We start from the raw sequence: 20,521 nt of genomic DNA, 5'->3' as shown, positions 1-20,521 counted from the left end.
TATGAAGAAAAATAAGATAGGACATTATATTGCTAATATCATAATTACAGTTGCGGGCGTTTTGATGCTTTTTCCAATTTTATGGATGTTTCTTGCTACATTTAAGACAAATGAGGAAATATTTGGCTCGCTTAAACTGTTACCAAATTCATTTGATTTTAGCGGTTATATCGAAGGTTGGAAAGGAACAGCAGGAATTACATATTCAACCTATTTCATAAATACATTTCTTATTGTAATTCCGGTTGTAATATTTACAGTGGCGTCATGTTCACTGGTAGCATATGGATTTGCTCGCTTTAAATTTCCGGGGAAAAAACCTTTATTTATGCTTTTGATATCAACTCTTATGTTGCCAAATGCTGTAATAATGATTCCAAGATATGCGCTTTTTAACAGCTTTGGCTGGGTCAATACATATATGCCATTTTATGCACCGGCTGTACTTGGAACATATCCTTTCTTTGTGTTTATGCTTGTACAGTTCATGAGAGGATTGCCAAAAGAACTTGATGAATCCGCGTATATCGATGGTTGCGGATCTTTTCAAGCTTTTGTACAGATACTAATTCCGCTGATGAAACCGGCTTTATTTTCAGCAGGGCTCTTTCAGTTCATATGGACTTATAATGACTATTTGAATCCCCTTTTGTATATCAACTCGGCTAAAAAATACACGATTTCATTGGCACTTAAGCTTTCGATAGATGCTGAGTCGGTAATACCATGGAATAAGGTAATGGCAATGGCATTTGTTTCAAATATCCCGCTTATTATTCTCTTCTTCAGTGCTCAAAAATACTTTGTTGAAGGCATTGCTACTCAGGGATTGAAAGGCTGAAAAGCTAATGCTGCACCCATATTTTTCTTTACTGATGATGTGAAGAGCGGATTCAGGACCATATGTGAGAATCAATCTGCGGTTAACATTAGAAAGACCTATATTATTGTTATTACTAGAGTTTATTTGTTTGCGGAGCTTTAGCAGCTCATTACGATTCATGCCTACACCTGTGTCTGTTACACTAATTGTAAGGCGTTCGCCATTTGAAAGAGCTTTTAATTTTATAAATCCGGTCCTGTTAGAAGGCAGGATTCCGTGCGATATGCTGTTTTCAACGATGGGCTGCAATATTAGCCTTGGAACATAGAAGTTTAGAGCTGCATCATCTATCTCTGTATAAAACACCAAAGCGTCTCCAAAGCGGTATTGTTGGATGTCTATATACTTTTTCAGTGCATTAAGTTCTTCTTTTAGAGGGACAAGCGTGTTTGATGGCCTTAATGAATAGCGCAAAATATCAGATAAATCTGTAATGATACGATTGAGCTGAGTAGGTTTTCCTCCCGACAACTTGCGCGATTCAAAATCAAGGGTTTGTAGAGTATTAGACAAAAAGTGAGGATTGATCTGTAGCTGAAGTGCGGCAAGTTCAACAACCTGCTTTTCGAATTGCTGCCTTTCCAAATTACTTTTTAGCAATGTGGAATTAAGGAATAGCTTAAGTATGTTCATGAGGATGATATCGTACTCATCGTTGATTTTTTGATCAATTTCACCGGGGTATATTCCCTTTTCGGCATCTGAAAAAGTATCAATGATCTTTTGGATATGTGAGAAGGAATCATTGGTTACTCTGTAAGAAATAATAAATACAGCAACAAAAGCGGCAACAAATATTATAAGGAATCCAAATAAAGTGGTTCTCATGGATGCCAAAATAACATCAGAAGAGATAAGAGATACATATAAAATGTCTGTTGTGGAGCCGTAGTATGTGCTGATCCAGTAGTTTTTTGCCCCAAGTTTTATCCATTCTTTTGAGAGATTTTTGTTGTTTGCTGCTTTATTAGTGATAATGGACAAGTCTTCTTTAGATAAACGTACGTTGTCAGAGGAGTAAAAAAGAATCTCTCCGTTGTCATTTAGTGCAAAAAGAGACTCGTAAGGATTGGCCCTAAGAGAGTTCATTCTTGATATAAGGTTGTCCATGGAGATATTTATTACAGCAGTTCCTTTCATTGTCGGCATTGACATATAAAAGGTCAGGATTTCTTTTTCCTTTGAAAAGGAATCAGTTATGTATTTTCTGGTAGTTACGTAGTTTTTACCCGAATTGGCACGCCCCAGATAATTGGTGAAGGTGCTGTCTGGAAAAGTGCTGATCTCTTCAATCCCATCTTCTGAGCTATATATTCTGCTGCATCCGTCCTGATAGTAGTAGATACTAATGATATAAGGATTGGCCATGTTGACACTGCGTATAAGCCCGGTCATGGTATTAAACATGGAATAGTTGCTGTAATCCATAGTCATATCAGTAAGCATTTTTCTAAGTGAGAGAATAATACTGGGATTGCCGGTTATGATGCTCTGCTGATATATGACATCAGAAAAGAGCTGATCTATGTTGGTTTCAAGTCGATCAGCTGAAGATTTAGATTCAACTTTGATATAGTTGATCTGATTTCTGGAAAAGAAAAATAGTGTTGCCAGCATAACTGCAAATAAAGGAAGGAACAGAATCAGAGTATATTTTTTTAATCTCTTTAGGAAGAATTTTCGAAGCATCATAATGGACTGTCCTCTGTTTTTGAAAAATGCCTGGCGCGATAGTCTTGTGGAGATATTCCAAAATATGCTTTAAAAGCGCGAGAAAAGTTCTTGGGATTATCATATCCAACCAGCGATGCAATTTGGTACTGTTTGACAGATGGGTCTTTTAGCATGTCACAAGCGTGTTCCATGCGTACTTTTTGCAGATACTCACTAAATGTGATTCCGGTCTCTTTGCTAAAAACAGTTGATAGATAGCTGGGCGACATAAAGACATCTCCAGCAGCTTCCTCAAGGGAACATTTCCTGTAATTATTTTCAATATACTTTAAGACTTTTTTTACAAGATCTATTTTGTCAGTAGAAGGTGCGAAGGATGCTTCTGTTTTTTGTGAGGAAAAAACTTTTGATTCCGCTTCTTTGTCAAGAACAGTCCGTAGTTTGTTGAAGCATGACACCAGATCTTCATATTTGATTGGCTTGGTGAGGTATTCAAAGACATGATTGGTAATAGCAGCCTTTGCGTAAGCAAAATCCTGATAGCTTGAAAAGAATATTACACGGATATCTTTTTCAAGAAGAGCTTCAGAAAGCTCTATTCCATTGATGTCAGGCATCTGAATATCAGTAAGAACCACATCCACATCTTTATGCATGTCAAGATAATCCAGAACTTCATGACCATTTGAAAAATCAGCAACTACCTCAAAGCCCAAATTATTCCACGGAAAAAGATTAACAAGTCCTTCTCTGATTTTTGATTCGTCATCAGCAACAACGATTTTGTAAAGCCCCATCAGAAATTCCCCCAAGTTAAAAACTATTATTCATTTTATCATAGACAAGGAGTTAAAACATGCAGTTTGAGTATAAAAACACTAGAATTGAAATTGAATTTGAATATGTAAAGGAAAATGTATGGATTCCGGTAAAAGAGGCACAAGGAGATGCGTACTCAGGGATTCATTTCAGTGACTATGACAATCAGGGGACTTATAGCCTGGTTCTTGAAAAAAGAGATAAAAGACTATTCTATAGAGTTTCTTTTGAGGCAAAATATCCTACAGCCTTGAGGTTCAAACTAAGGCTTGCTGAAAATAGTGGGGAAGCTTTTCATGTGATTCCATGCAATATTTTTGGAAATAACAATGAGCCATTCGTGGTTCCTGGAGAGTTCCCTCTCTTAACAAATAATAACAATAGATATTTTTTCTGCAGTCCAAAATGGGAATTCAGAGCGGACAGAGCGGCAATGCCAATATCTGCGGTATGCACTGAACAAGGAATTTTAGGCATGTCAGTGGAGCCATATTCAGGAGAAGTTCACAACGGATTATTGTCGGAGTTACCGGATTATATCGGAGTATCACTTGGATATACGAACTATCCTTGTACTGCAACGTGCAAAAGGATACCAACGCCCTCAACTTATGATAGAGCCTATAAAGCGGAAACATCCGGATATATCTATTTCTTTGAGGGAAGTGACAGGAGGCTCATTCATGAAATAGTTAGGATGGAATATGAAGCCAGGCATGAGGAACCTTGCTATAAAAAAACATATAAGGAAGCTGCAAGAGGACTCTTGGAAGCCTTTGTAAAAGTCAATTGGAATAAAGAAGAAGGTGAATATACCAATGTAAAATGCAAACCGCCACTTGATATGGAACTTAAGCCATGGAGAAACGTTGTAGAGATTGGGTGGACAGGTGGAGGAGTATTGGCTTACCCACTTGTATTGACAAGAGAAGTCCTTGGAAATGAGGCGGATGAGCTGTTAAATGAAGCTATGTCTGGAGAGAAGATAATAGACAGGATAACAGATTCTTTTAATGAACAGTCAGGACTATATAACGATATTATGACACCAATTGATGGCAGTAACGTTAATGGCTGGTGGTCAGGATTTGGGCTGACCAAAGACTGTCACTGTTCATACACTAATGGAAGCGCGCTTCATTATATTCTTAAGACCATAAGATATTTAAAACTAAAAGGGAAGCCCTATGATAAAAGATGGCTTGAAACAGCACTTAAAGTGATGGACACTGTAATCTCGCTTCAGAGGGAAGATGGGAATTATGGATATACTTACAGTGTTGAAAAGCCTAAAGTTCTTGATTGGGATGGATTTGCTGGGTGCTGGTTTGCTGCTGCAGGAGCATATTGTTATGAACTGACACATGATGAAAAATATCTTGAATCAGCAGATAAGGCACTTGATTATTATTATAAGGATGTGCGTAATTTATGCTGCTCAGGCACACCTATGGATACCTGGAAGTCCGTGGATGAAGAAGGAAACTTAAGCTTTATCAGGGCATCCAGGATCATGCATGAACTAACAGGGAACGATAAATATCTTGACTATCTGAAGGATGGAGCAGACTATGAGTTTTTATGGAGATATGGATATAAGACCAGACCTGATTTTGCGCCATTAAAAAAAGAATATAGCGATTGGAACAGCTGTGGTGGTAGCGTGACATCGGTATCTAATCCCCATATACATCCTATGGGAGCTATTGTAAACGAAGATATATTGTATCTTGGAAATAGCCTGAATGATGAGTATTATAGACTAAGAGGACAGGATGGTATCTCATGGCTCATGCAGACACTTGAACTGTATCCGGAAAAAACAGGTTATGGAAGGTACGGGGTGTTATCTGAGCGGTGGTGTCCAAGTGATGGTCTTACTGTTGAGAGATACAGCGATGGAAGGCCATATAGCTCATGGTTTAGTTACAATCTCTGGGCTGCAGCGGATGCCCTTGAGAATGTATGCGAATCCTTTCTAAGAGAAAATGGGGAGTAAATGTCACAATGGGGAATACAAAATTATATTATGAACATCCGGCTGAAAATTGGAATGAAGCCTTGCCTGTAGGAAATGGAAGGCTTGGAGCTATGATATTTGGCAGGGTGGAAAAAGAGCTTATACAGATGAATGAAGATTCCATCTGGCTGGGAGGCTATAAAAACAGGAATAATCCTGATGCACTGAAGAACCTTTCAAAAGTAAGAAAACTTTTGATGGATGGAAATATAAAAGAGGGTGAAAAGCTATTAAAAAGAGCCTTTTCCGGAACACCTCAGAGTATGCAGCCTTATCAGACACTTGGGAATCTCGAGATATCTTTTGACTATAAAAACGATGAAGTAACAAATTATCGCAGATCACTGGATCTTGAACATGCAGTTGCAACTACAGAGTTTAAAGTTGGAGACATCGTTTTTAAGAGAGAGATGATTTCCAGTTATCCTGATAAGTGCATGTTCATGCGTATTTCAGCTTCTGAAGGTGGCAGTATATCTTTTGATGCATTACTGACAAGAGGAAGAGAGTATCAGGCAGTTAAGAAAATAAATGACCATACTATTTATCTTTATGGCAAACTTGGCAGTGATGGAATGGACTTTGGAGTAGTAGTTACTGCAAATGCCGTAGGAGGTCAGGTTGCTGTAATAGGTGAGAGTCTTGTTGTTAAAGAAGCAGACGAAGTGCTTTTGACAATAGACGGTGGATCTACATTCAGATATAAAGAGCTTGAAAAAGAGCTTTGTGAAGAATGCAGTTTAACTTTGCCATATGAAGAGTTAAAGAAAAGGCATATGGATGATTTTGGAAAGCTCTTTGACAGAGTCTCATTTTCTCTGGATTCAGATGACAGAAGCTATGAAGAAATGCCGACAGATAAAAGGCTTGAGCTTGTAAGAAAATGCGTTGATAAGGGGAATGAAGTAAAAGATCTTGGTATTTATGTTCTATATTTCAATTTCGGAAGATATTTGATGATTTCCGGAAGCAGACCCGGATCCCTGCCACTAAATCTTCAGGGAATATGGAATGACAGTTTTACACCTGCCTGGGACAGTAAATATACCATAAATATCAATACAGAAATGAATTATTGGCCTGCTGAAATCTGCAATCTTTCGGAGTGCCATCTTCCGCTTTTTGATCTGATGGAAAGAATGTATGAGCATGGAAAAGAAACTGCATCTTCAATGTACGGTTGCAGAGGAATAGTTGCTCATCACAACACAAATATATGGGGAGATACTGCGCCTCAGGATCAATGGCTTCCCGGGACTTACTGGGTAATGGGCTTTGCGTGGCTGTCTACCCATATTTGGAACCACTACGAGTATACTTATGACAAGGATTTCCTGAAAGAGCACTATTATCTGATGCTTGAATCAGCCAGATTCTTTTTGGATTTCCTTATTGAAGATAAAGACGGATACCTCGTTACCTGCCCTTCTGTATCCCCTGAGAATACATATATAATTGACACATTCCATAAAGGCTGCAATGGATATGGTGTTACCATGGACAACATGATCTTAAGAGATCTTTTCACACAATGTATTGCAGCTTCTGATGTTCTTGGCAGGCATGATGAAGAAATTGATGAAATGCAAAAAGCCAAAGACAGGCTGCGTCCAACAAGTATTGGAAAGTATGGTCAGATAATGGAATGGGCCAAAGATTATCAGGAGCAGGAGCCCGGACACAGGCATATTTCACAGCTATATGGTCTTTTTCCATCAGATCAGATTTCGGTTCAGTCCACAAAAGAGCTTGCAAATGCTGCCAGAGTCACAATTGACAGAAGACTTCAAAATGGTGGCGGACATACCGGATGGAGCAGGGCGTGGATAATAAATTTCTATGCAAGGCTACATGATGGAGAGAAGGCTCTTGAGCACTTAAATATGCTTCTGACCAGATCTACTCTGAATAACTTGTTTGATAATCATCCACCTTTTCAGATTGATGGTAACTTTGGCGCTACTGCAGCGATTGCCAATATGTTGCTTCATGACACTTCAGACGGACCGGTTGTGCTTCCGGCACTTCCAAAAGAATGGAAAAGCGGAAGTATAAAAGGCCTTAAGCTAAAAGGGAATAAAACCATAGATATAGTCTGGAAAGACGGAAAAATAATGAGTAAATGCAAAGCAGTGTAAAACAAGCCCAAATCAGTGTAAGGGCTTGTTCTGATTCGGAGCATATGCTACCATATTTTTATAAAAGAAAGGGCGAATTTTCGTTAGGGTGAAGGAATGATTATTAGATAATTTGATTTAGGTGAACATGTTGATGTTGCTGCTATTTCTGATAGCAGTGTTATGTGTACGCTTAAATTGGATTATCATGCATTTTAAGCCTGTCATATATAGGTCTTTTTTGTATGAGTCTATTTTGTGTACGCAGGATAGGCTATTTTTTTAGTTTTTTACTAAAAAGCCGACAAGGGAGGCTTGTATATGTCTAAGAGATTATTGATCAAAGCAGAGAATATAGCACATTCATTTGGTGAGCAGACAGTTTTGAATTTTGACAGATTTTATCTGTATGAAGGAGAGAAAGTGGGGCTTGTTGGAATGAATGGTGCTGGAAAGACTACGCTCCTTAAAATCCTTTCAGGTGAATTAGAGCCAACTAAAGGCTTCGTTTCAAGAGACTGTGAGCCTTTCTGTTTTGAGCAGTTTGGCGGGAGCGACCCATATTATGAAACAGACTTTAGCGAAGCGGGCAAAATGGGCGTAAGCCAAAAGCTTTGGCAGGAAAATGTAAGTGGAGGTGAGGACACCAGAATCAGACTGGCCCAGTTATTTTCATGTCCTCATGCAGTAGCTTTTTTGGATGAGCCTACATCAAACCTTGATTATGAAGGCGTGGAGATGCTAAAGAAGCGGTTAAAAGAAATAGAAACGCTGGTAATGATCAGCCATGACAGATCGGTATTGAATGATATATGTGATCGGATAGTAGAGATTTCTTTTGGAAGGCTTAATTGTTATTCAGGTAATTATGATGACTACGTTATTCAAAAAGAAGAACAGTTTAAAGCCATGCAGTCAGAGTATGAGAACTACCAGGCAGAGAAAAAGCGGCTTCAGAGGGTTTATACCCAGAAAAAAGCAAAGGCAAAAACTGTTGAGAAAAAACCAAGGAATCATACTTCAAGCGAGGCAAAGGCCATCAGCTTATGCGGCAACAGGAAGCCTGAAGACAAAGCGCGAGGAATAGAAAAAAGTGCCGCAAATGTGCTCAAGCGAATTGAACATATGGAGGTTAAAGAGAAACCGAAGGAAGAACTCACAGCAAGACCGGATTTCAGACTGACCAATCCACCAAGGAATCCTATTGTCATTAGAGGAGAGCATATATCTTTTCAATATGATGACCATATCATATTTGATGATGCTGACTTTATTATTAGAAATGGCAGCAAGGTAGCTCTTCTTGGTGGAAATGGTGTGGGAAAGACAACCCTTCTTGAGCTGATAGGTGACGAGTATGAGGGAATACATATCGTTCCCGGAGCGAAAATTGGATATGCAAAGCAGAACATGTCACAGATTGATCTTGAACAGACAGTGCTTGAAAATGTGCGTAGAGTCAGTATCCAGAGCGAGAGCCTTTCCAGGACAGTACTTGCTCGTCTCTTATTATCAGAAAGAGATATGAATAAAAAGGCATTTGAGCTTTCAGGTGGCGAGCGCATGAAACTCTCTTTTGCCATGCTGTTTGTGTCAGATGTTAATCTGTTGATATTTGATGAACCTACTAACTATCTGGATATTCCATCGGTCGAAGCACTTGAGAAAATGTTAATGGAGTACGAGGGGACGCTTTTGTTTACGTCCCACGATAAGGTCTTCGTGGATAGGATAGCAACAGATATATATCGTATAGAATCAGGAAAAATTATACCTGTACTGGCTTGATTGGAGCATGTAGTGTACTTTAAGCGGTGCACCAAGGCAAAAAAGCACATGAAATGGGTTAGATGTCGGCTCAGAGTGGCCAAAGGAGATTTGACTAATGAAGCATTACATAATTGCTAAGTTTAAAGATAGGCGCGATACGGAGAAATTACTCCCAGAGATCAAGGAGTTGTTTGGCGCTACGTTGGAAATCCCGGGTGTGGAGTCATTTGTGATACATAAGTCCAACAGTACCAGAGAGAATAGATACAGCATCATGATAGAGATGAATCTGTCAGCGGAAGGACTAAATAGCTTTGATGCATCTGAGGTGCATAAGAAGTGGAAGGATACTTATGGAGACAGACTTGAGAGCAAGGCAATATTTGACTGTGATTGAGCACTGGAGGGGAAGTAGTATGATGCAAGATACAATAATTAAGAATGCTATGAAGAGAGCAGATGGGACTAAGGACTTTTGCATAGAAAAGAATTATAGAAACAATGAAGCTCTTAGAGCATCTTTTAACAGATTGGCGGAAAAGACCTTTGGGCTTAACTTTGAAAACTGGTATAGAAATGGATTTTGGAAGGACAACTATATCCCTTATTCGGTGGTGATAGATGGAGAGGTTGTTTCAAATGTCTCAGTCAACGCCTGCAACATGAATTATAAGGGCAAGATTGTGAAGTTGGTACAGCTTGGAACGATCATGACAGACGATGACTACAGAGGAAAAGGGTATGCAAAAGCCCTGATGGAAGAGGTATTAAAAGACTATGACGGAAAAGTTGATGGAATCTACCTCTTTGCCAATGATTCTGTACTTGAGTTCTATCCAAAATTTGGGTTTAGAGAAGCAAAAGAATATCAGTTTACAAAAGATGTGACAATATCTGGCGAATGCACTGCACAAAATGTACCGCTGAGGGATAAGATTGATTTCGACAGGACTGTAGAGATTTTAGATACAAAAAAACAGAACGCTCAGCTTTATATGGTCGATAATCCCGGACTATATATGTTCTATCTGTCGCAGTTCATGACGGAGAACCTGTTCTATATTGAGGAGTGCAACAGCTATGCCATTGCAGAAATTGAGGAGGATACACTGATCTTACATACCATCCTTGGGAATGGAGCAGTAGATGAAGTGATTAGGGCATTTGGATCTCAGGTGAAGAAGGTAATTCTTTGCTTTACCCCGAATGATGCTAGTGGCTACGAAAAAAGCGAGCTTCACGAGGAAGACACTACGTTCTTTGTGCAAGGCAAATTCTTTGAGGATAATAGAGGCGATGAATATATGATGCAGGCCATAACGCATGCATGATGCATTCCAAAAGTAAGTGTAAAACAGACCTTTATCAGTGTAAGAGATAAGGTCTGTTTTTTGTTGTGATAATTTGGGAGTATTAAGATTTGAACAAAGAGAATAATTGAGAGGATATTAGTTAAGATGGAAAAGAGAAAAAAAAACCTATTGGAAAGATCATTGTGATCACCGTATTACTGGCGATAGTTATCACTGGCCTGATATTTGCTCACTTTGGAGGCTTTAGTACGGGGGAATGTGCTGATATAGATGAATTTGCCAAGTATGCAGAGAAAATTACATATGATGAGCTTCCTGGAATAGATGTTCCTGAAAGCACGCGTATTGTTGCACTTGGTGAAGCAACCCATGGTAATAAGGAGTTTCAGGAGCTAAAGAAACTTGTATTTCAGGACATGGTAGAAAATAAGGGAATAAGAGCATTTGCCCTTGAAGCAGACACTGGATGCTGTGAAGCTATAAACCGTTATATCCACGGAGGTGAGGGAACTTTGGAAGAAGCAACTGAAACTCTTGGATTCACAATTTACAGAACAGATGAGATGGAAGATCTCATATCCTGGATGAGATCCTATAACGAGACGGCACAGGAAGGTCAAGACCTGCGGTTTTATGGATTCGATATGCAGGATTATGAGTATGAGTATAGATATGTCCTTGAAGCGCTCACAAAGTCTGGGATCAGTACCACAAAGCTTGAAAAGCTGATGGATGGAGCAGAATATTCAGATGAGTTTAGCAGGGAGGACAGAGAAAAGATTTTCTCGGAGGTTCGGGATCTTTTGTTAGAAAACAATGATCAGATGGCAGCGCATTATGCGGATGTACTGATACAAAACAGAAAGCTCTTTGATGCGTATGAAAATGATCCGTCTGGTTCAAATGGTATGCGTGATATTTTAATGGCAGAGAATGCAATGTGGATTTTGAATCATGAAGAGCAGCTTGGAAATAATATGATCTTTATATGTGGGCATAACGGGCATATGGAGCAATTTGGAACGTACGTTGGCGGAAAAGATAAGGTCATGGGGAACATACTTGCTGATAAGATTGGTAGTGATGCTTACTTTAGTATTGGAACGGATTTTTACAAAACAACCTGCAATGTGCCTCAAAAAGAGAAACGTCGTACTACTTTCACAGCTTACTCACACGATCCTTTGGCAAAAGCAGCATATAAGAATGGGTATGATATGTGTTTACTTGATTTTTCAAAGGTTCCGGATGATTCAAGCATTGCAACTTTAGTAAATGGCTATATACTACTGGGAAGTTTGGATGAGCGTCCGGTAGGCGGACTTAATGGTATAATTATGAGAGCTATCCCATATGCTTACAGACAATGGAGAAATCCATCAGAAACATATGATGCTATGATATTCGTATCAAAGGCGCATCCAACAAAATCGAGGCCCAAAACAGGAGATACACTATGAAATTATCAAAACTTGGTATATGTGGAATTATCAGTTTGCTTTCATACACGGCAATGGTTGTGTTTTCGCCTCTTGCCTATCCGGGGTATGACTGGCTCAGCATGGCGGTAAGTGATCTAAGTGCTGTTGGAGCTCCATCTGCGGAGCTTGCCGGACAGCTCAATGCTTTGTATGGACCATGCGGATTGGTTTCAATCATGGCTGTCTGCGTGGCAGCTCAGAATCTTAAGACTAAGACTTTGAGGCTGGGAATATATTTCTTTGCTGCTATGGAATGGATTTCTGATGTTGGTTATAAACTCTTTCCATGGGTGGCAGATGCTGACAGTAGTCACCCTCAGAACGTGATGCACCTTATAGTGACTGCCCTTGTGGTGATTTTTTCACTGACGGCGCTGATCCTGTCAATAATTGGAGCCAAAAAAGAAGGGATGAAATCTCTTTTTATTTGGGCATGTGTGTGCCTTGCTGCAATGCTGCTTGGACCTATCGGGACAGGAATCATGCCAAAGGCAGTATTCGGGCTATTTGAGAGATTCAGCACCTTTTCGGCAGTAACCTTCAATGCAGTGCTGGGAACGTTTTTGCTACTTGGAAAATTTGGAAAGAACTTTGACTAAGCAGCTCCCAAAAAGCATAAGAGTAAGTGTAAAACAGACCTTTATCAGTGTAAGTGATAAGGTCTGTTTTTATTTGGTGATAAAGTTAGAACAGGAAGAGAAAAACATATTTGGAAAAGGAGATTAGCCATGACAGATTATATCGCATTTTGCGGACTTGATTGTGAACAGTGTGAAGCGCGTATAGCAACAGTTAATGACAACAACGATCTAAGAGCAAAAGTGGCCAAAGAGTGGTCAAAGCTCAATGGTGTAGAAATAACACCCGACATGATCAACTGCGTAGGCTGCAGGCTTACGGGGGTGAAGTTCCCATATTGCCAGTCCATGTGCGAGATCAGACAGTGCGCACTGGGAAGAAAAGTTGAGACTTGTGGAGATTGCCATGAAATGAATGCATGCTCAAAGCTTTCCCAGATTATCAGTACTAATTCTGATGCAAAACGCAGACTTGAGGGCAAATGAGACTTTAAGAATGAAAAACTCTGATATAATTGGTTTGATATAGTCAATCACACTATTACAGGGGGTCATATGGAAAACAAGGACTTTATCGAGAATTCTGAATTACGTATAGCTATATGTGACGATGACAAGTCTGACAGAGAGAAGGTACATGTTCTTCTTCAGGACTATTTGAAGAAAAACTCTATAAAAGCACATGTCAGGGTATTTGATCACCCGGACACACTTATAGAGGAGTGCGAGCATTACAGACCCCATATTTACATTTTGGATATTGTAATGCCAATGGTTACAGGAATACAGGCTGCCAGAGAACTACGGTGGAATCAGCCGGATGCCCAGATCATTTTTGCAACTTCTGAGAGCTCATATGCGCTGGAGTCTTTTGATGTAAATCCCATAAATTATATTTTGAAGCCGATTGAAAAGGAAAAGTTCTTTTCAACTCTTGATCTGGCAATTTCCCGCGTGGATATTGGTAGTGATAAAAGTGTTTGTATAAAGATCAAGGGTGGTATGCAGACCCTGCACCTTAGTGACATTCTTTATATAGAATATCGCAATCACGTGGTCTCATATCACATGGATAATGGTGAGATCATATCAACTCCAACCTTAAGGATAGGATTTGCAGAATATCTTTCAGAGAATCATTCAAGCAAAGATTTTGTAAGATGTCATGAATCAATAGCTGTGAATATAGCAGCAATTGATAAATTGACCAAGATAGATATTACGCTTCGCGGTGGCGAGCAGATACCTGTAACAAAGAGCAGATATTCTGAAGTTATGGATAGTTATATGGATTATAGGTTTTGAAAGGTAATCACTTAGCGAGGTTTTTTCGAGCTTAGTGTACTACCTTGTTCTGGCGAGGCATAGATGCCGAGAGCAGAACTTCATTGTAAGGTGCTATAAATAATGGATAAAAACACAAACAATTATGATATTCCCAAGAGAGACGGAAGTGTGTGGCCAGAAGATATCTGCCCTGCATACACTCCAAGAGAGGATGCAATTCCAAGCTTGAAAGGCTGCTGGTATTGTAAATATGCAGATTTTCATCTGAAGGAAGAAAGAGCTCTTGAGGTGGGAATCTGTAAATGGCCAAAAAAAATAATTGATTAGCATGAATGATTTAAGGATGGCGCAATGAGAATAGGGATAATTCAAGCGAGCTCTCAGGCTGAAAAAAATGAGCTTATTTTTAATACTGTAAAAAAATATGCCCCTAAAGATGCAGAGGTCATCAACTTTGGCTGTACATTAGATGAGCAGGAAAAGTACTCCTATATAGATATTTCGGTTCTTGTTGGAATACTAATTGCAAGCGGCGCAGTTGACTTTGTTGTTACCGGTTGTTCATCCGGACAGGGAATGATGCTGGCGTGTAACAGTATGCCTGGAGTAATTTGTGGATATGCGCCTACTCCAAAGGACGCTTATCTGTTTGCACAGATTAATAATGGTAATGCTATTTCACTTCCATTGGGCGAAGATTATACTTGGGCAGGCGTTGAAAACTTTGATAAAACAATAAAAGCGCTCTTTTCTGAACCGTTTGGGCAGGGATATCCTAGGAGCGAAGCGGAAAGAAAACTGAAAGATACTGAAATGCTTAAGAAAATAAGAAGTAATTCGCAGATTCAGTTTGAAGATTTTTTTAATTTATTGGACACGTCAATAATTGAGAAAATTAATAAAAAGAATGATGTGATCAAGTATGTGAACGAATACGGAAAGTAACAACATTCGGTAAAGGAAATTCAGTGATCAGCAATTTTAAGTTAATCGGACTGAAAAAAGGACAGATTCCCATAGAAATAGGCTATAAGATTGCAATGAGATTTGCAGAAAAAAGTGAATCTGCAAGATTAAATGCTGAAATGCTTGGCTTGATGGTAAACGATCCTAATGTGAAGCCAGAAGACCTGGCACTAATACAAGCAAAAACCCTGGTTATTGCCGGTACAAGGGACGTGATAAAAGAAGAACACACAAGGCTGATTGCTTCGAGAATTCCTCGTTCTGAGCTTGCTTTCATTAAGGGCAATCACTTTATAGCTAATAAGCAACCAGGGAGGTTTAATCAGGCTGTTCTTGAATTTTTGAAAGGTTAAAACAGAAGATAATCAGGTTGTGAAGGAGGAACAAATATGAGGATGATAATTCACGATCTTGACGAGAATTTTCATAAGCAAGTCAGCACAAAGCTTTCGGATGTGATATGGGCTGATGGTAAGTATGCACCTTGCCAGGGGTGCTTTGACTGCTGGACAAGACACCCGGCAACCTGTGGCATGATGGATTCTCTTCATCAAATGTGCAGGGTGATCGGACAGGCTGATGACCTTGTGATCATCACTGAGAATTGCTACGGCGGATACAGCCCGGAGGTTAAGAACATTCTTGACAGGTCAATTGGGACATCAACTCCCATGAGCACATATCGCGGAGGGGAGATGCATCATACTTTAAGGTACGGAAGAAAGGGCACATGGAAGGTAATAGTCTACGGTGATATTAGTGATAATGAAAAGAGTACGTGGGAATTGATGGTGGAGAGAAACAGGATCAACCACGGATATCAGTCTGCTGAAATTATATTTATGGATGATATCACTGACCTGGAGGTATCGAAGATATGAAGACAGTTTTTATTGATTGCAGCCCCAAGAAGAGACTTTCTGCATCAGGTTTTATCGCCGACATGACAAGCATTTTTGTTTCCGGAACAAAAAAGAGAATGAAGCTCCGTACAAAGGCTGATTATGAGAATATCTTAAAAGAACTTGAGGATGCGGATGCAGTTGTTTTTGCAATGCCGCTTTATGTGGACGGCGTCCCATCCCACGTACTTCCTTTTCTAAGGGAGATGGAAGTCTGGTGCAAAAGCAATAATCCGAAGATCAGGGTATATACAATTGCAAATAATGGCTTTATAGAAGGCAGACAGAATGAGCCGCTTATGCAGATCATGGAGAACTTCTGTATAAGGAGTAAAATTAAGTGGTGCGGTGGCTTGGGAATAGGCGGCGGAGTCATGATGAATGTGATGCGGATCATGATCGTTGTAGTTTTTGCAGTCACGATACTGAACCTTATTCTTACAGGGATTGATTCAGGAAACTTTTTAGACAGAAATGTTTTGCTGAATTTTTTAAAGAATGTAGCAGAGGTTCTGTTCTTTGGATGTGGAATTATTACCTTTGACATCTGGATAGCCTCCTATATTAATCGAGGGAAGGAATATGGAAAGCATTACACGAGAATAATGCTGCCTTCGTTCCTGTTCATTCTGGCTGCGGATATATTCTTTACAGTGGTTTCCATAGTAAAGGGTGGAATATTCCGTGGATGGTTTTCAAAGAAAAAGCCGGAGGAGAGGATGAAATAAATGAATTGTTGCGGTGATTAACGGAGGATACGGTGGATATGGTGATAAAAGAAATATTTGGAAAAGTTAAAATATATCAGCTTCATTCACGTGTTGATAACCGTGGATCTTTGACATATGTATAAATGCTGCAAATGAAGAACTATATTGATTTTATTTGGCGCAAAGAAACCAACAAATATAAATTCAGGAGAGTGATTAATGAAAATAGAGCATGTAGCCCTGTATGTAAATGAGCTAGAAGAAGCCAGAGAATTCTTTATTAAATATTTAGATGGTAGTTCTAATGCCGGTTATCACAATAAGAATACAGGATTTAGATCGTACTTTATCAGCTTTGGGGATGGTTCAAGGCTGGAAATAATGAATAAACCTGGACTTGTAGATATGGAAAAGAACTTGAATCGTACAGGTTATGCTCATGTTGCTTTTAGCGCTGGTAGCACAGAGAAAGTTGATGAGCTAACGACAAGGTTAAAAAAGGACGGTTTTGAGGTTGTAAGTGGACCGCGTACGACTGGTGATAATTATTACGAAAGTTGCATAGTTGTAATCGAAGGCAATCAGATAGAGATAACGGAGTAGAATCAGAGTTTGCAAGGGGCAACGGAAGGAATATTTCGAATGAGTGGGATTAACTGCTATCTGATGATGAAAAGAAGGGGGTAAAGATATGAGCCTACAATTTGTAAAAGCAAGCACTTCTGATGCTTTGACACTTAATGGAATATCTAAAAGAGCTTTTGATAGCGATGTTCAGGTTGGAGCACCGTCAGCTGGTGGGCCACCTGGATATATGTCTGTTTCTTATCACACAAAGATGGCCAGAACAAATCATTTGTATATGCTCACGGACAATGGACTAATTGTTGGCGGTGCGATTCTATTTTTGGAAAAAGACAAGTTGAACATTGGAAGGATCTTTGTAAGCCCAGAGCATTATCGCAAAGGCTATGGAGTCTACATGATGCAGGAAATTGAGACAATGTTTTCAAATGTAAAGGAATTTGTATTAGATACGCCCATTTGGAATGTCAGAACAAACGCCTTTTATACCAAGCTGGGATATGTGGAAGTGAGTCGGGATAATGAATTCATTTATTATATTAAGAAATGTGAGTGATGAGGGAGAAGAATCTTTCAGTTAAATGCACGATGACAAACGGTTCATATCAGCGAGGAATAATAGCTATGAATAAAGAGTGGTCTGAACAGAATAAAAGAATGCAGTCGCTGATCAAAAAGGCAGATACATTTAATGATCTTAAAATCAAGGTAATGAATGAACGAAGGGAAGAACTGAAAGCGTTGAGTGTAGTCAGTTCGGATGAGAATGCTGTTTGGTTGATTGATTACTGGTGCAATAAAGATTTACGAGGACTTATACAGATGCCGTTTTCCAGACATTGGATCATGCATACTGAAGCATGTCTGAGAATAAAGAATAAATTGAAATAAATGTATAAAGTATAAGTTTTGAATTTCAGTTTATCGTTCGATGAGGTAATTGATTATGGTTAGGTTACGACAATACAAAAGTAGTGACGCCGTAAAGATAGCAGAATGGGTTAAAGATAAAGATGCATTCCTCAAATGGGGAGGAGAACTCTTTGGTGAGTTTCCAATATCAGCAGAAACTATTGATGAGAAATACCGCCTGAATAATGGTGACTGTAAAGAACCGGATAACTTTTATCCATGGATAGCATTTGATGAAAACGGGGTTTTCGGACAGTTTATCATGAGATATTTGCACGGAGATAATAAAATACTTCGTTTTGGATGGGTGGTTGTAGATGACTCTATTCGTGGCAAAGGTTATGGAACCCAGATGTTACAGGTTGGTCTGAAATATGCCTTTGAGATTCTTGGCGTTGATGTTGTAACCATCGGTGTTTTTGAAAACAACGAGTTGGCTCATAAATGTTATAAGAAGGTTGGATTTATAGATAAGGAAATAGTGAGCAAACAGCCATGGAATGTCATCGAAATGGAAATAAAGAAAGAGGATTGGGCTACGAGCTGTTTTCACGTAATAGAAATATGATCTGTTGTCTTGCTGTGGATCCTGAATACAGGCAGCAAGGGGTGGCTTCAATCCTTCTGAGAAAAGCGCTTGCTGAATTGGATAGAAGTAGGGAAATCACGGTATCAACGTTTCGTGAAAATGATGAAAAAGGAATTGCTCCGAGAGCTTTGTATAAAAAATTCGGATTTCAAGAGGGCGAAATGACTGAGGAGTTTGGGTATCCCAATCAAGTATTTGTTTTACATCCTTAAACCGAAAGTTGATTTTCCGGATAAGCGAGGAATATAAATGGATAAACAGATACTCTTTGATAACATTGATAGAATACATACAACTGCCATGGGGGTGGATCGGATAAAGAAGAATCTTTCGCTCAATGAAGTCGATGTTGTCGATTGGTGCAAGTCAAAGATAATGTCAAAAAAGGCGGAGATAAGCAAGCAGGGAAAGAATTGGTATATTTGTATCGAAGGATGCATTATCACTGTGAATGCCAGCAGTTATACAATTATTACAGCCCATAAAGAAAAGAGATAGCCAGGATGGAACGCCCGGATTTTAGCGAAATAAAAGACTTCGACGAATTTTGTAAGTATTATTGGTATCGCGAAGAACTGATCAAAATATGTAAAGAGCTTGGTCTTAAGGCCAGTGGAAGCAAAATAGAGTTGAACGATGTTATTAAGGCATATTTCTCCGGTGAAAAAGTCCTGCCTGAAAAGAGAAGAATAAAATGTACAAAGATCACGGTAAAGGAACTGACTCTTAGTACAGGGCTTATAGAGTGTGGATTTACTTTTGGCAACAGATTTCGGGAATTTTATGCGGAGCAGACAGGAGTAAGACCGTTCAAGTTCAATGTTGACATGGTTGCGTCTGCTAAAGCTGTAAAGGAAAATGGAGATGAATCTTTTACGCTTGGAGATCTCCTGGATATCTACTATGGGAAGAAGATATACGTCAAATATGATAAATCAGCACTTCAGTGGAATAAGTTTGTAAAAGATTTTTGTGCGGATGATGCAACGAAGATATTTGATGAAAGGCTGAAAGCAGCCGCGTCTCTTTGGAGTATCGTAAGGGACTCGGATATGAAGAAGGAATATTCACACGAGCTGTTTGAAAAATACAAGGATAGTATCACTATTTAATTTCAGTTTTATCTTGCTTAGGGGAGATTACTATGGTGATGGATAAAGATTTTAGAGGGAATGCATATATAGTAAAACACAAAGAAGTATTACTGAATTACAGCGGCGGGTTTGCTGACTTGGCAAATGAGATTCCCAATACGATTGAAACAAGATTTGCGTCTGCTTCCATGAGTAAGACTTTTGTTGCTGTGGGCATCTTGCAATTGATTGAAGCAGAGAAGCTGAAATTTGAAGATACTATCGGAGCAATTCTGGATTTTGATCTTAAACACATCGATCCCTGTGTGACAGTAAGACAACTATTGAATCACACTTCAGGAGTTCCGGACTATTTTGATGAATCAGTTATGGGAGTTATCGGAAAAGTCGTAAAAACCTCTATTGAGGAAGCAAATATGTCTGGAGACAAGGTTAATATAGATTCTCTTGAAGCTATCGCCTTTTGATCCTTACACACATGGTTATTATAAGGTGTCCGGAAGAGTCGGAGAGGCTTTTTCAGATGGAAAGAAGCTCTTTTGATGGACAACAATTTGCAATAATGAAAAAGCTGAGGGCTCAACCTTCAGCTTTTTCTATTTCTTTAATATATTCAAAGCCGAAAAGTTCAATCTGATCCAAGACCTTCCTGAATTTTTCGCCCATTTCGCTAAGACTATATTCAACTCTGGGAGGAACTTCGGCATATACCTTTCTGGTTATCAGTTTGTCATTTTCCAATTGTCTTAACTGTCTGGTCAGCATAGCTCTGGTGATGTCCGGAATATTCCTTTCAAGTTCGTTAAAACGTTGTGTTCCTG

The 20,521-nt window shown here is 39.2% G+C and carries 25 protein-coding genes and 1 pseudogene; 23 read left to right on the top strand and 3 right to left on the bottom strand.

Annotation, left to right across the window (positions count from 1 at the left end; all coding sequences use genetic code 11):
• Position 1: 1 nt before the first annotated feature.
• Entirely contained in the window at positions 2-841 is an 840-nt protein-coding gene (locus tag BM146_RS04350; RefSeq protein ID WP_074884897.1) for a carbohydrate ABC transporter permease, read from the top strand.
• Here BM146_RS04350 and BM146_RS04345 read toward each other — a convergent pair.
• Both BM146_RS04345 and BM146_RS04340 read right to left on the bottom strand, forming a co-directional pair.
• On the bottom strand, positions 758-2,575 hold the full coding sequence (locus BM146_RS04345) for a cache domain-containing sensor histidine kinase (RefSeq protein WP_074884894.1): 1,818 nt from the start codon (positions 2,573-2,575) through the stop codon (positions 758-760). The two genes, BM146_RS04350 and BM146_RS04345, sit on opposite strands and share 84 nt — an antisense overlap.
• Complete coding sequence (locus BM146_RS04340) at positions 2,572-3,354, bottom strand: response regulator transcription factor (RefSeq protein WP_074884889.1); 783 nt, start codon at positions 3,352-3,354, stop codon at positions 2,572-2,574. The genes BM146_RS04345 and BM146_RS04340 overlap by 4 nt, the downstream gene beginning before the upstream one ends.
• Before the next feature lie 59 nt (positions 3,355-3,413).
• Between BM146_RS04340 and BM146_RS04335 the strand changes: the two genes are divergently transcribed.
• From BM146_RS04335 to BM146_RS20270, 22 genes and pseudogenes are all read left to right on the top strand, one after another.
• Entirely contained in the window at positions 3,414-5,375 is a 1,962-nt protein-coding gene (locus tag BM146_RS04335) for a hypothetical protein (protein WP_074884886.1), read from the top strand.
• A gap of 8 nt (positions 5,376-5,383) precedes the next feature.
• Entirely contained in the window at positions 5,384-7,534 is a 2,151-nt protein-coding gene (locus tag BM146_RS04330) for a glycoside hydrolase family 95 protein (protein WP_177201588.1), read from the top strand.
• A gap of 300 nt (positions 7,535-7,834) precedes the next feature.
• Complete coding sequence (gene abc-f / locus BM146_RS04325) at positions 7,835-9,301, top strand: ribosomal protection-like ABC-F family protein (RefSeq protein ID WP_074884880.1); 1,467 nt, start codon at positions 7,835-7,837, stop codon at positions 9,299-9,301.
• 97 nt (positions 9,302-9,398) lie between these two features.
• Positions 9,399-9,680 carry a Dabb family protein gene (locus tag BM146_RS04320; RefSeq protein ID WP_074884876.1) on the top strand — a complete coding sequence of 94 codons (282 nt, stop codon included), beginning with the start codon at positions 9,399-9,401 and terminating at the stop codon, positions 9,678-9,680.
• A gap of 19 nt (positions 9,681-9,699) precedes the next feature.
• Positions 9,700-10,614, top strand: a complete 915-nt coding sequence (locus BM146_RS04315; RefSeq protein ID WP_177201587.1) for a GNAT family N-acetyltransferase — start codon at positions 9,700-9,702, stop codon at positions 10,612-10,614.
• Positions 10,615-10,778: 164 nt separating this feature from the next.
• The gene (locus tag BM146_RS04310) at positions 10,779-12,056 is read left to right on the top strand and encodes an erythromycin esterase family protein (protein ID WP_242949336.1); all 1,278 of its coding nucleotides are present in this window, start codon (positions 10,779-10,781) and stop codon (positions 12,054-12,056) included.
• Entirely contained in the window at positions 12,053-12,676 is a 624-nt protein-coding gene (locus BM146_RS04305; RefSeq protein WP_074884870.1) for a DUF998 domain-containing protein, read from the top strand. Before BM146_RS04310 ends, BM146_RS04305 begins: the two co-directional genes overlap by 4 nt.
• A 129-nt stretch (positions 12,677-12,805) precedes the next feature.
• The gene (locus tag BM146_RS04300; protein ID WP_074884867.1) at positions 12,806-13,141 is read left to right on the top strand and encodes a DUF3795 domain-containing protein; all 336 of its coding nucleotides are present in this window, start codon (positions 12,806-12,808) and stop codon (positions 13,139-13,141) included.
• 69 nt (positions 13,142-13,210) lie between these two features.
• Positions 13,211-13,960 carry a LytR/AlgR family response regulator transcription factor gene (locus tag BM146_RS04295; protein ID WP_074884861.1) on the top strand — a complete coding sequence of 250 codons (750 nt, stop codon included), beginning with the start codon at positions 13,211-13,213 and terminating at the stop codon, positions 13,958-13,960.
• 102 nt (positions 13,961-14,062) lie between these two features.
• On the top strand, positions 14,063-14,269 hold the full coding sequence (locus tag BM146_RS04290) for a hypothetical protein (protein WP_074884858.1): 207 nt from the start codon (positions 14,063-14,065) through the stop codon (positions 14,267-14,269).
• A 24-nt stretch (positions 14,270-14,293) separates the two neighbouring features.
• On the top strand, positions 14,294-14,887 hold the full coding sequence (locus BM146_RS04285; protein WP_074884855.1) for an RpiB/LacA/LacB family sugar-phosphate isomerase: 594 nt from the start codon (positions 14,294-14,296) through the stop codon (positions 14,885-14,887).
• Positions 14,888-14,910: 23 nt separating this feature from the next.
• Positions 14,911-15,261 carry an alpha/beta fold hydrolase gene (locus BM146_RS04280; protein ID WP_177201586.1) on the top strand — a complete coding sequence of 117 codons (351 nt, stop codon included), beginning with the start codon at positions 14,911-14,913 and terminating at the stop codon, positions 15,259-15,261.
• 36 nt (positions 15,262-15,297) lie between these two features.
• Positions 15,298-15,789, top strand: coding sequence for a hypothetical protein (locus tag BM146_RS04275; RefSeq protein ID WP_074884850.1), 492 nt, complete (start codon positions 15,298-15,300; stop codon positions 15,787-15,789).
• Entirely contained in the window at positions 15,786-16,538 is a 753-nt protein-coding gene (locus tag BM146_RS04270; protein ID WP_074884846.1) for a hypothetical protein, read from the top strand. The genes BM146_RS04275 and BM146_RS04270 overlap by 4 nt, the downstream gene beginning before the upstream one ends.
• 201 nt (positions 16,539-16,739) lie before the next feature.
• The gene (locus BM146_RS04265; protein ID WP_022773459.1) at positions 16,740-17,123 is read left to right on the top strand and encodes a VOC family protein; all 384 of its coding nucleotides are present in this window, start codon (positions 16,740-16,742) and stop codon (positions 17,121-17,123) included.
• An 88-nt stretch (positions 17,124-17,211) separates the two neighbouring features.
• Positions 17,212-17,661: a GNAT family N-acetyltransferase gene (locus BM146_RS04260; protein ID WP_024865553.1), complete on the top strand. Its 450-nt coding sequence runs from the start codon at positions 17,212-17,214 to the stop codon at positions 17,659-17,661.
• 140 nt (positions 17,662-17,801) lie between these two features.
• Positions 17,802-17,996 (top strand): annotated as a pseudogene (locus BM146_RS20380) (phage head-tail adapter protein); the annotation flags it as partial.
• A gap of 55 nt (positions 17,997-18,051) precedes the next feature.
• Positions 18,052-18,585, top strand: a complete 534-nt coding sequence (locus BM146_RS04250) for a GNAT family N-acetyltransferase (RefSeq protein ID WP_074884843.1) — start codon at positions 18,052-18,054, stop codon at positions 18,583-18,585.
• Positions 18,582-18,818 carry a GNAT family N-acetyltransferase gene (locus BM146_RS04245; protein WP_177201585.1) on the top strand — a complete coding sequence of 79 codons (237 nt, stop codon included), beginning with the start codon at positions 18,582-18,584 and terminating at the stop codon, positions 18,816-18,818. Before BM146_RS04250 ends, BM146_RS04245 begins: the two co-directional genes overlap by 4 nt.
• A 37-nt stretch (positions 18,819-18,855) precedes the next feature.
• Positions 18,856-19,104, top strand: coding sequence for a DUF3781 domain-containing protein (locus BM146_RS04240; RefSeq protein WP_074884840.1), 249 nt, complete (start codon positions 18,856-18,858; stop codon positions 19,102-19,104).
• A gap of 5 nt (positions 19,105-19,109) precedes the next feature.
• Positions 19,110-19,718: an SAP domain-containing protein gene (locus tag BM146_RS04235; protein ID WP_022775666.1), complete on the top strand. Its 609-nt coding sequence runs from the start codon at positions 19,110-19,112 to the stop codon at positions 19,716-19,718.
• Positions 19,719-19,756: 38 nt separating this feature from the next.
• The gene (locus tag BM146_RS20270) at positions 19,757-20,167 is read left to right on the top strand and encodes a serine hydrolase domain-containing protein (protein WP_330367360.1); all 411 of its coding nucleotides are present in this window, start codon (positions 19,757-19,759) and stop codon (positions 20,165-20,167) included.
• Positions 20,168-20,279: 112 nt separating this feature from the next.
• On the opposite strand, the gene BM146_RS04225 is transcribed toward BM146_RS20270, so the two are convergent.
• Positions 20,280-20,521 (bottom strand): winged helix-turn-helix transcriptional regulator (locus tag BM146_RS04225; protein WP_074884838.1); only part of this gene is annotated, 242 nt, incomplete at its 5' end.

Origin of the sequence: Butyrivibrio proteoclasticus (genome assembly GCF_900115735.1) — a bacterium.
Taxonomy (GTDB): domain Bacteria; phylum Bacillota; class Clostridia; order Lachnospirales; family Lachnospiraceae; genus Butyrivibrio; species Butyrivibrio proteoclasticus_B.
Note: the sequence above shows the minus strand (reverse complement) of the source record. Positions and strands in the feature narration are given on the sequence as shown.

Bases quoted from the DNA above. Each gene is read 5' to 3' on its own strand.
- BM146_RS04350 (WP_074884897.1), top strand. From the start codon at position 2: ATGAAGAAAAATAAGATAGGACATTATATTGCTAATATCATAATTACA.
- BM146_RS04345 (WP_074884894.1), bottom strand. From the start codon at position 2,575: ATGATGCTTCGAAAATTCTTCCTAAAGAGATTAAAAAAATATACTCTG.
- BM146_RS04340 (WP_074884889.1), bottom strand. From the start codon at position 3,354: ATGGGGCTTTACAAAATCGTTGTTGCTGATGACGAATCAAAAATCAGA.
- BM146_RS04335 (WP_074884886.1), top strand. From the start codon at position 3,414: ATGCAGTTTGAGTATAAAAACACTAGAATTGAAATTGAATTTGAATAT.
- BM146_RS04330 (WP_177201588.1), top strand. From the start codon at position 5,384: ATGGGGAATACAAAATTATATTATGAACATCCGGCTGAAAATTGGAAT.
- abc-f (WP_074884880.1), top strand. From the start codon at position 7,835: ATGTCTAAGAGATTATTGATCAAAGCAGAGAATATAGCACATTCATTT.
- BM146_RS04320 (WP_074884876.1), top strand. From the start codon at position 9,399: ATGAAGCATTACATAATTGCTAAGTTTAAAGATAGGCGCGATACGGAG.
- BM146_RS04315 (WP_177201587.1), top strand. From the start codon at position 9,700: ATGATGCAAGATACAATAATTAAGAATGCTATGAAGAGAGCAGATGGG.
- BM146_RS04305 (WP_074884870.1), top strand. From the start codon at position 12,053: ATGAAATTATCAAAACTTGGTATATGTGGAATTATCAGTTTGCTTTCA.
- BM146_RS04300 (WP_074884867.1), top strand. From the start codon at position 12,806: ATGACAGATTATATCGCATTTTGCGGACTTGATTGTGAACAGTGTGAA.
- BM146_RS04295 (WP_074884861.1), top strand. From the start codon at position 13,211: ATGGAAAACAAGGACTTTATCGAGAATTCTGAATTACGTATAGCTATA.
- BM146_RS04290 (WP_074884858.1), top strand. From the start codon at position 14,063: ATGGATAAAAACACAAACAATTATGATATTCCCAAGAGAGACGGAAGT.
- BM146_RS04285 (WP_074884855.1), top strand. From the start codon at position 14,294: ATGAGAATAGGGATAATTCAAGCGAGCTCTCAGGCTGAAAAAAATGAG.
- BM146_RS04275 (WP_074884850.1), top strand. From the start codon at position 15,298: ATGAGGATGATAATTCACGATCTTGACGAGAATTTTCATAAGCAAGTC.
- BM146_RS04270 (WP_074884846.1), top strand. From the start codon at position 15,786: ATGAAGACAGTTTTTATTGATTGCAGCCCCAAGAAGAGACTTTCTGCA.
- BM146_RS04265 (WP_022773459.1), top strand. From the start codon at position 16,740: ATGAAAATAGAGCATGTAGCCCTGTATGTAAATGAGCTAGAAGAAGCC.
- BM146_RS04260 (WP_024865553.1), top strand. From the start codon at position 17,212: ATGAGCCTACAATTTGTAAAAGCAAGCACTTCTGATGCTTTGACACTT.
- BM146_RS04250 (WP_074884843.1), top strand. From the start codon at position 18,052: ATGGTTAGGTTACGACAATACAAAAGTAGTGACGCCGTAAAGATAGCA.
- BM146_RS04245 (WP_177201585.1), top strand. From the start codon at position 18,582: ATGATCTGTTGTCTTGCTGTGGATCCTGAATACAGGCAGCAAGGGGTG.
- BM146_RS04240 (WP_074884840.1), top strand. From the start codon at position 18,856: ATGGATAAACAGATACTCTTTGATAACATTGATAGAATACATACAACT.
- BM146_RS04235 (WP_022775666.1), top strand. From the start codon at position 19,110: ATGGAACGCCCGGATTTTAGCGAAATAAAAGACTTCGACGAATTTTGT.
- BM146_RS20270 (WP_330367360.1), top strand. From the start codon at position 19,757: ATGGATAAAGATTTTAGAGGGAATGCATATATAGTAAAACACAAAGAA.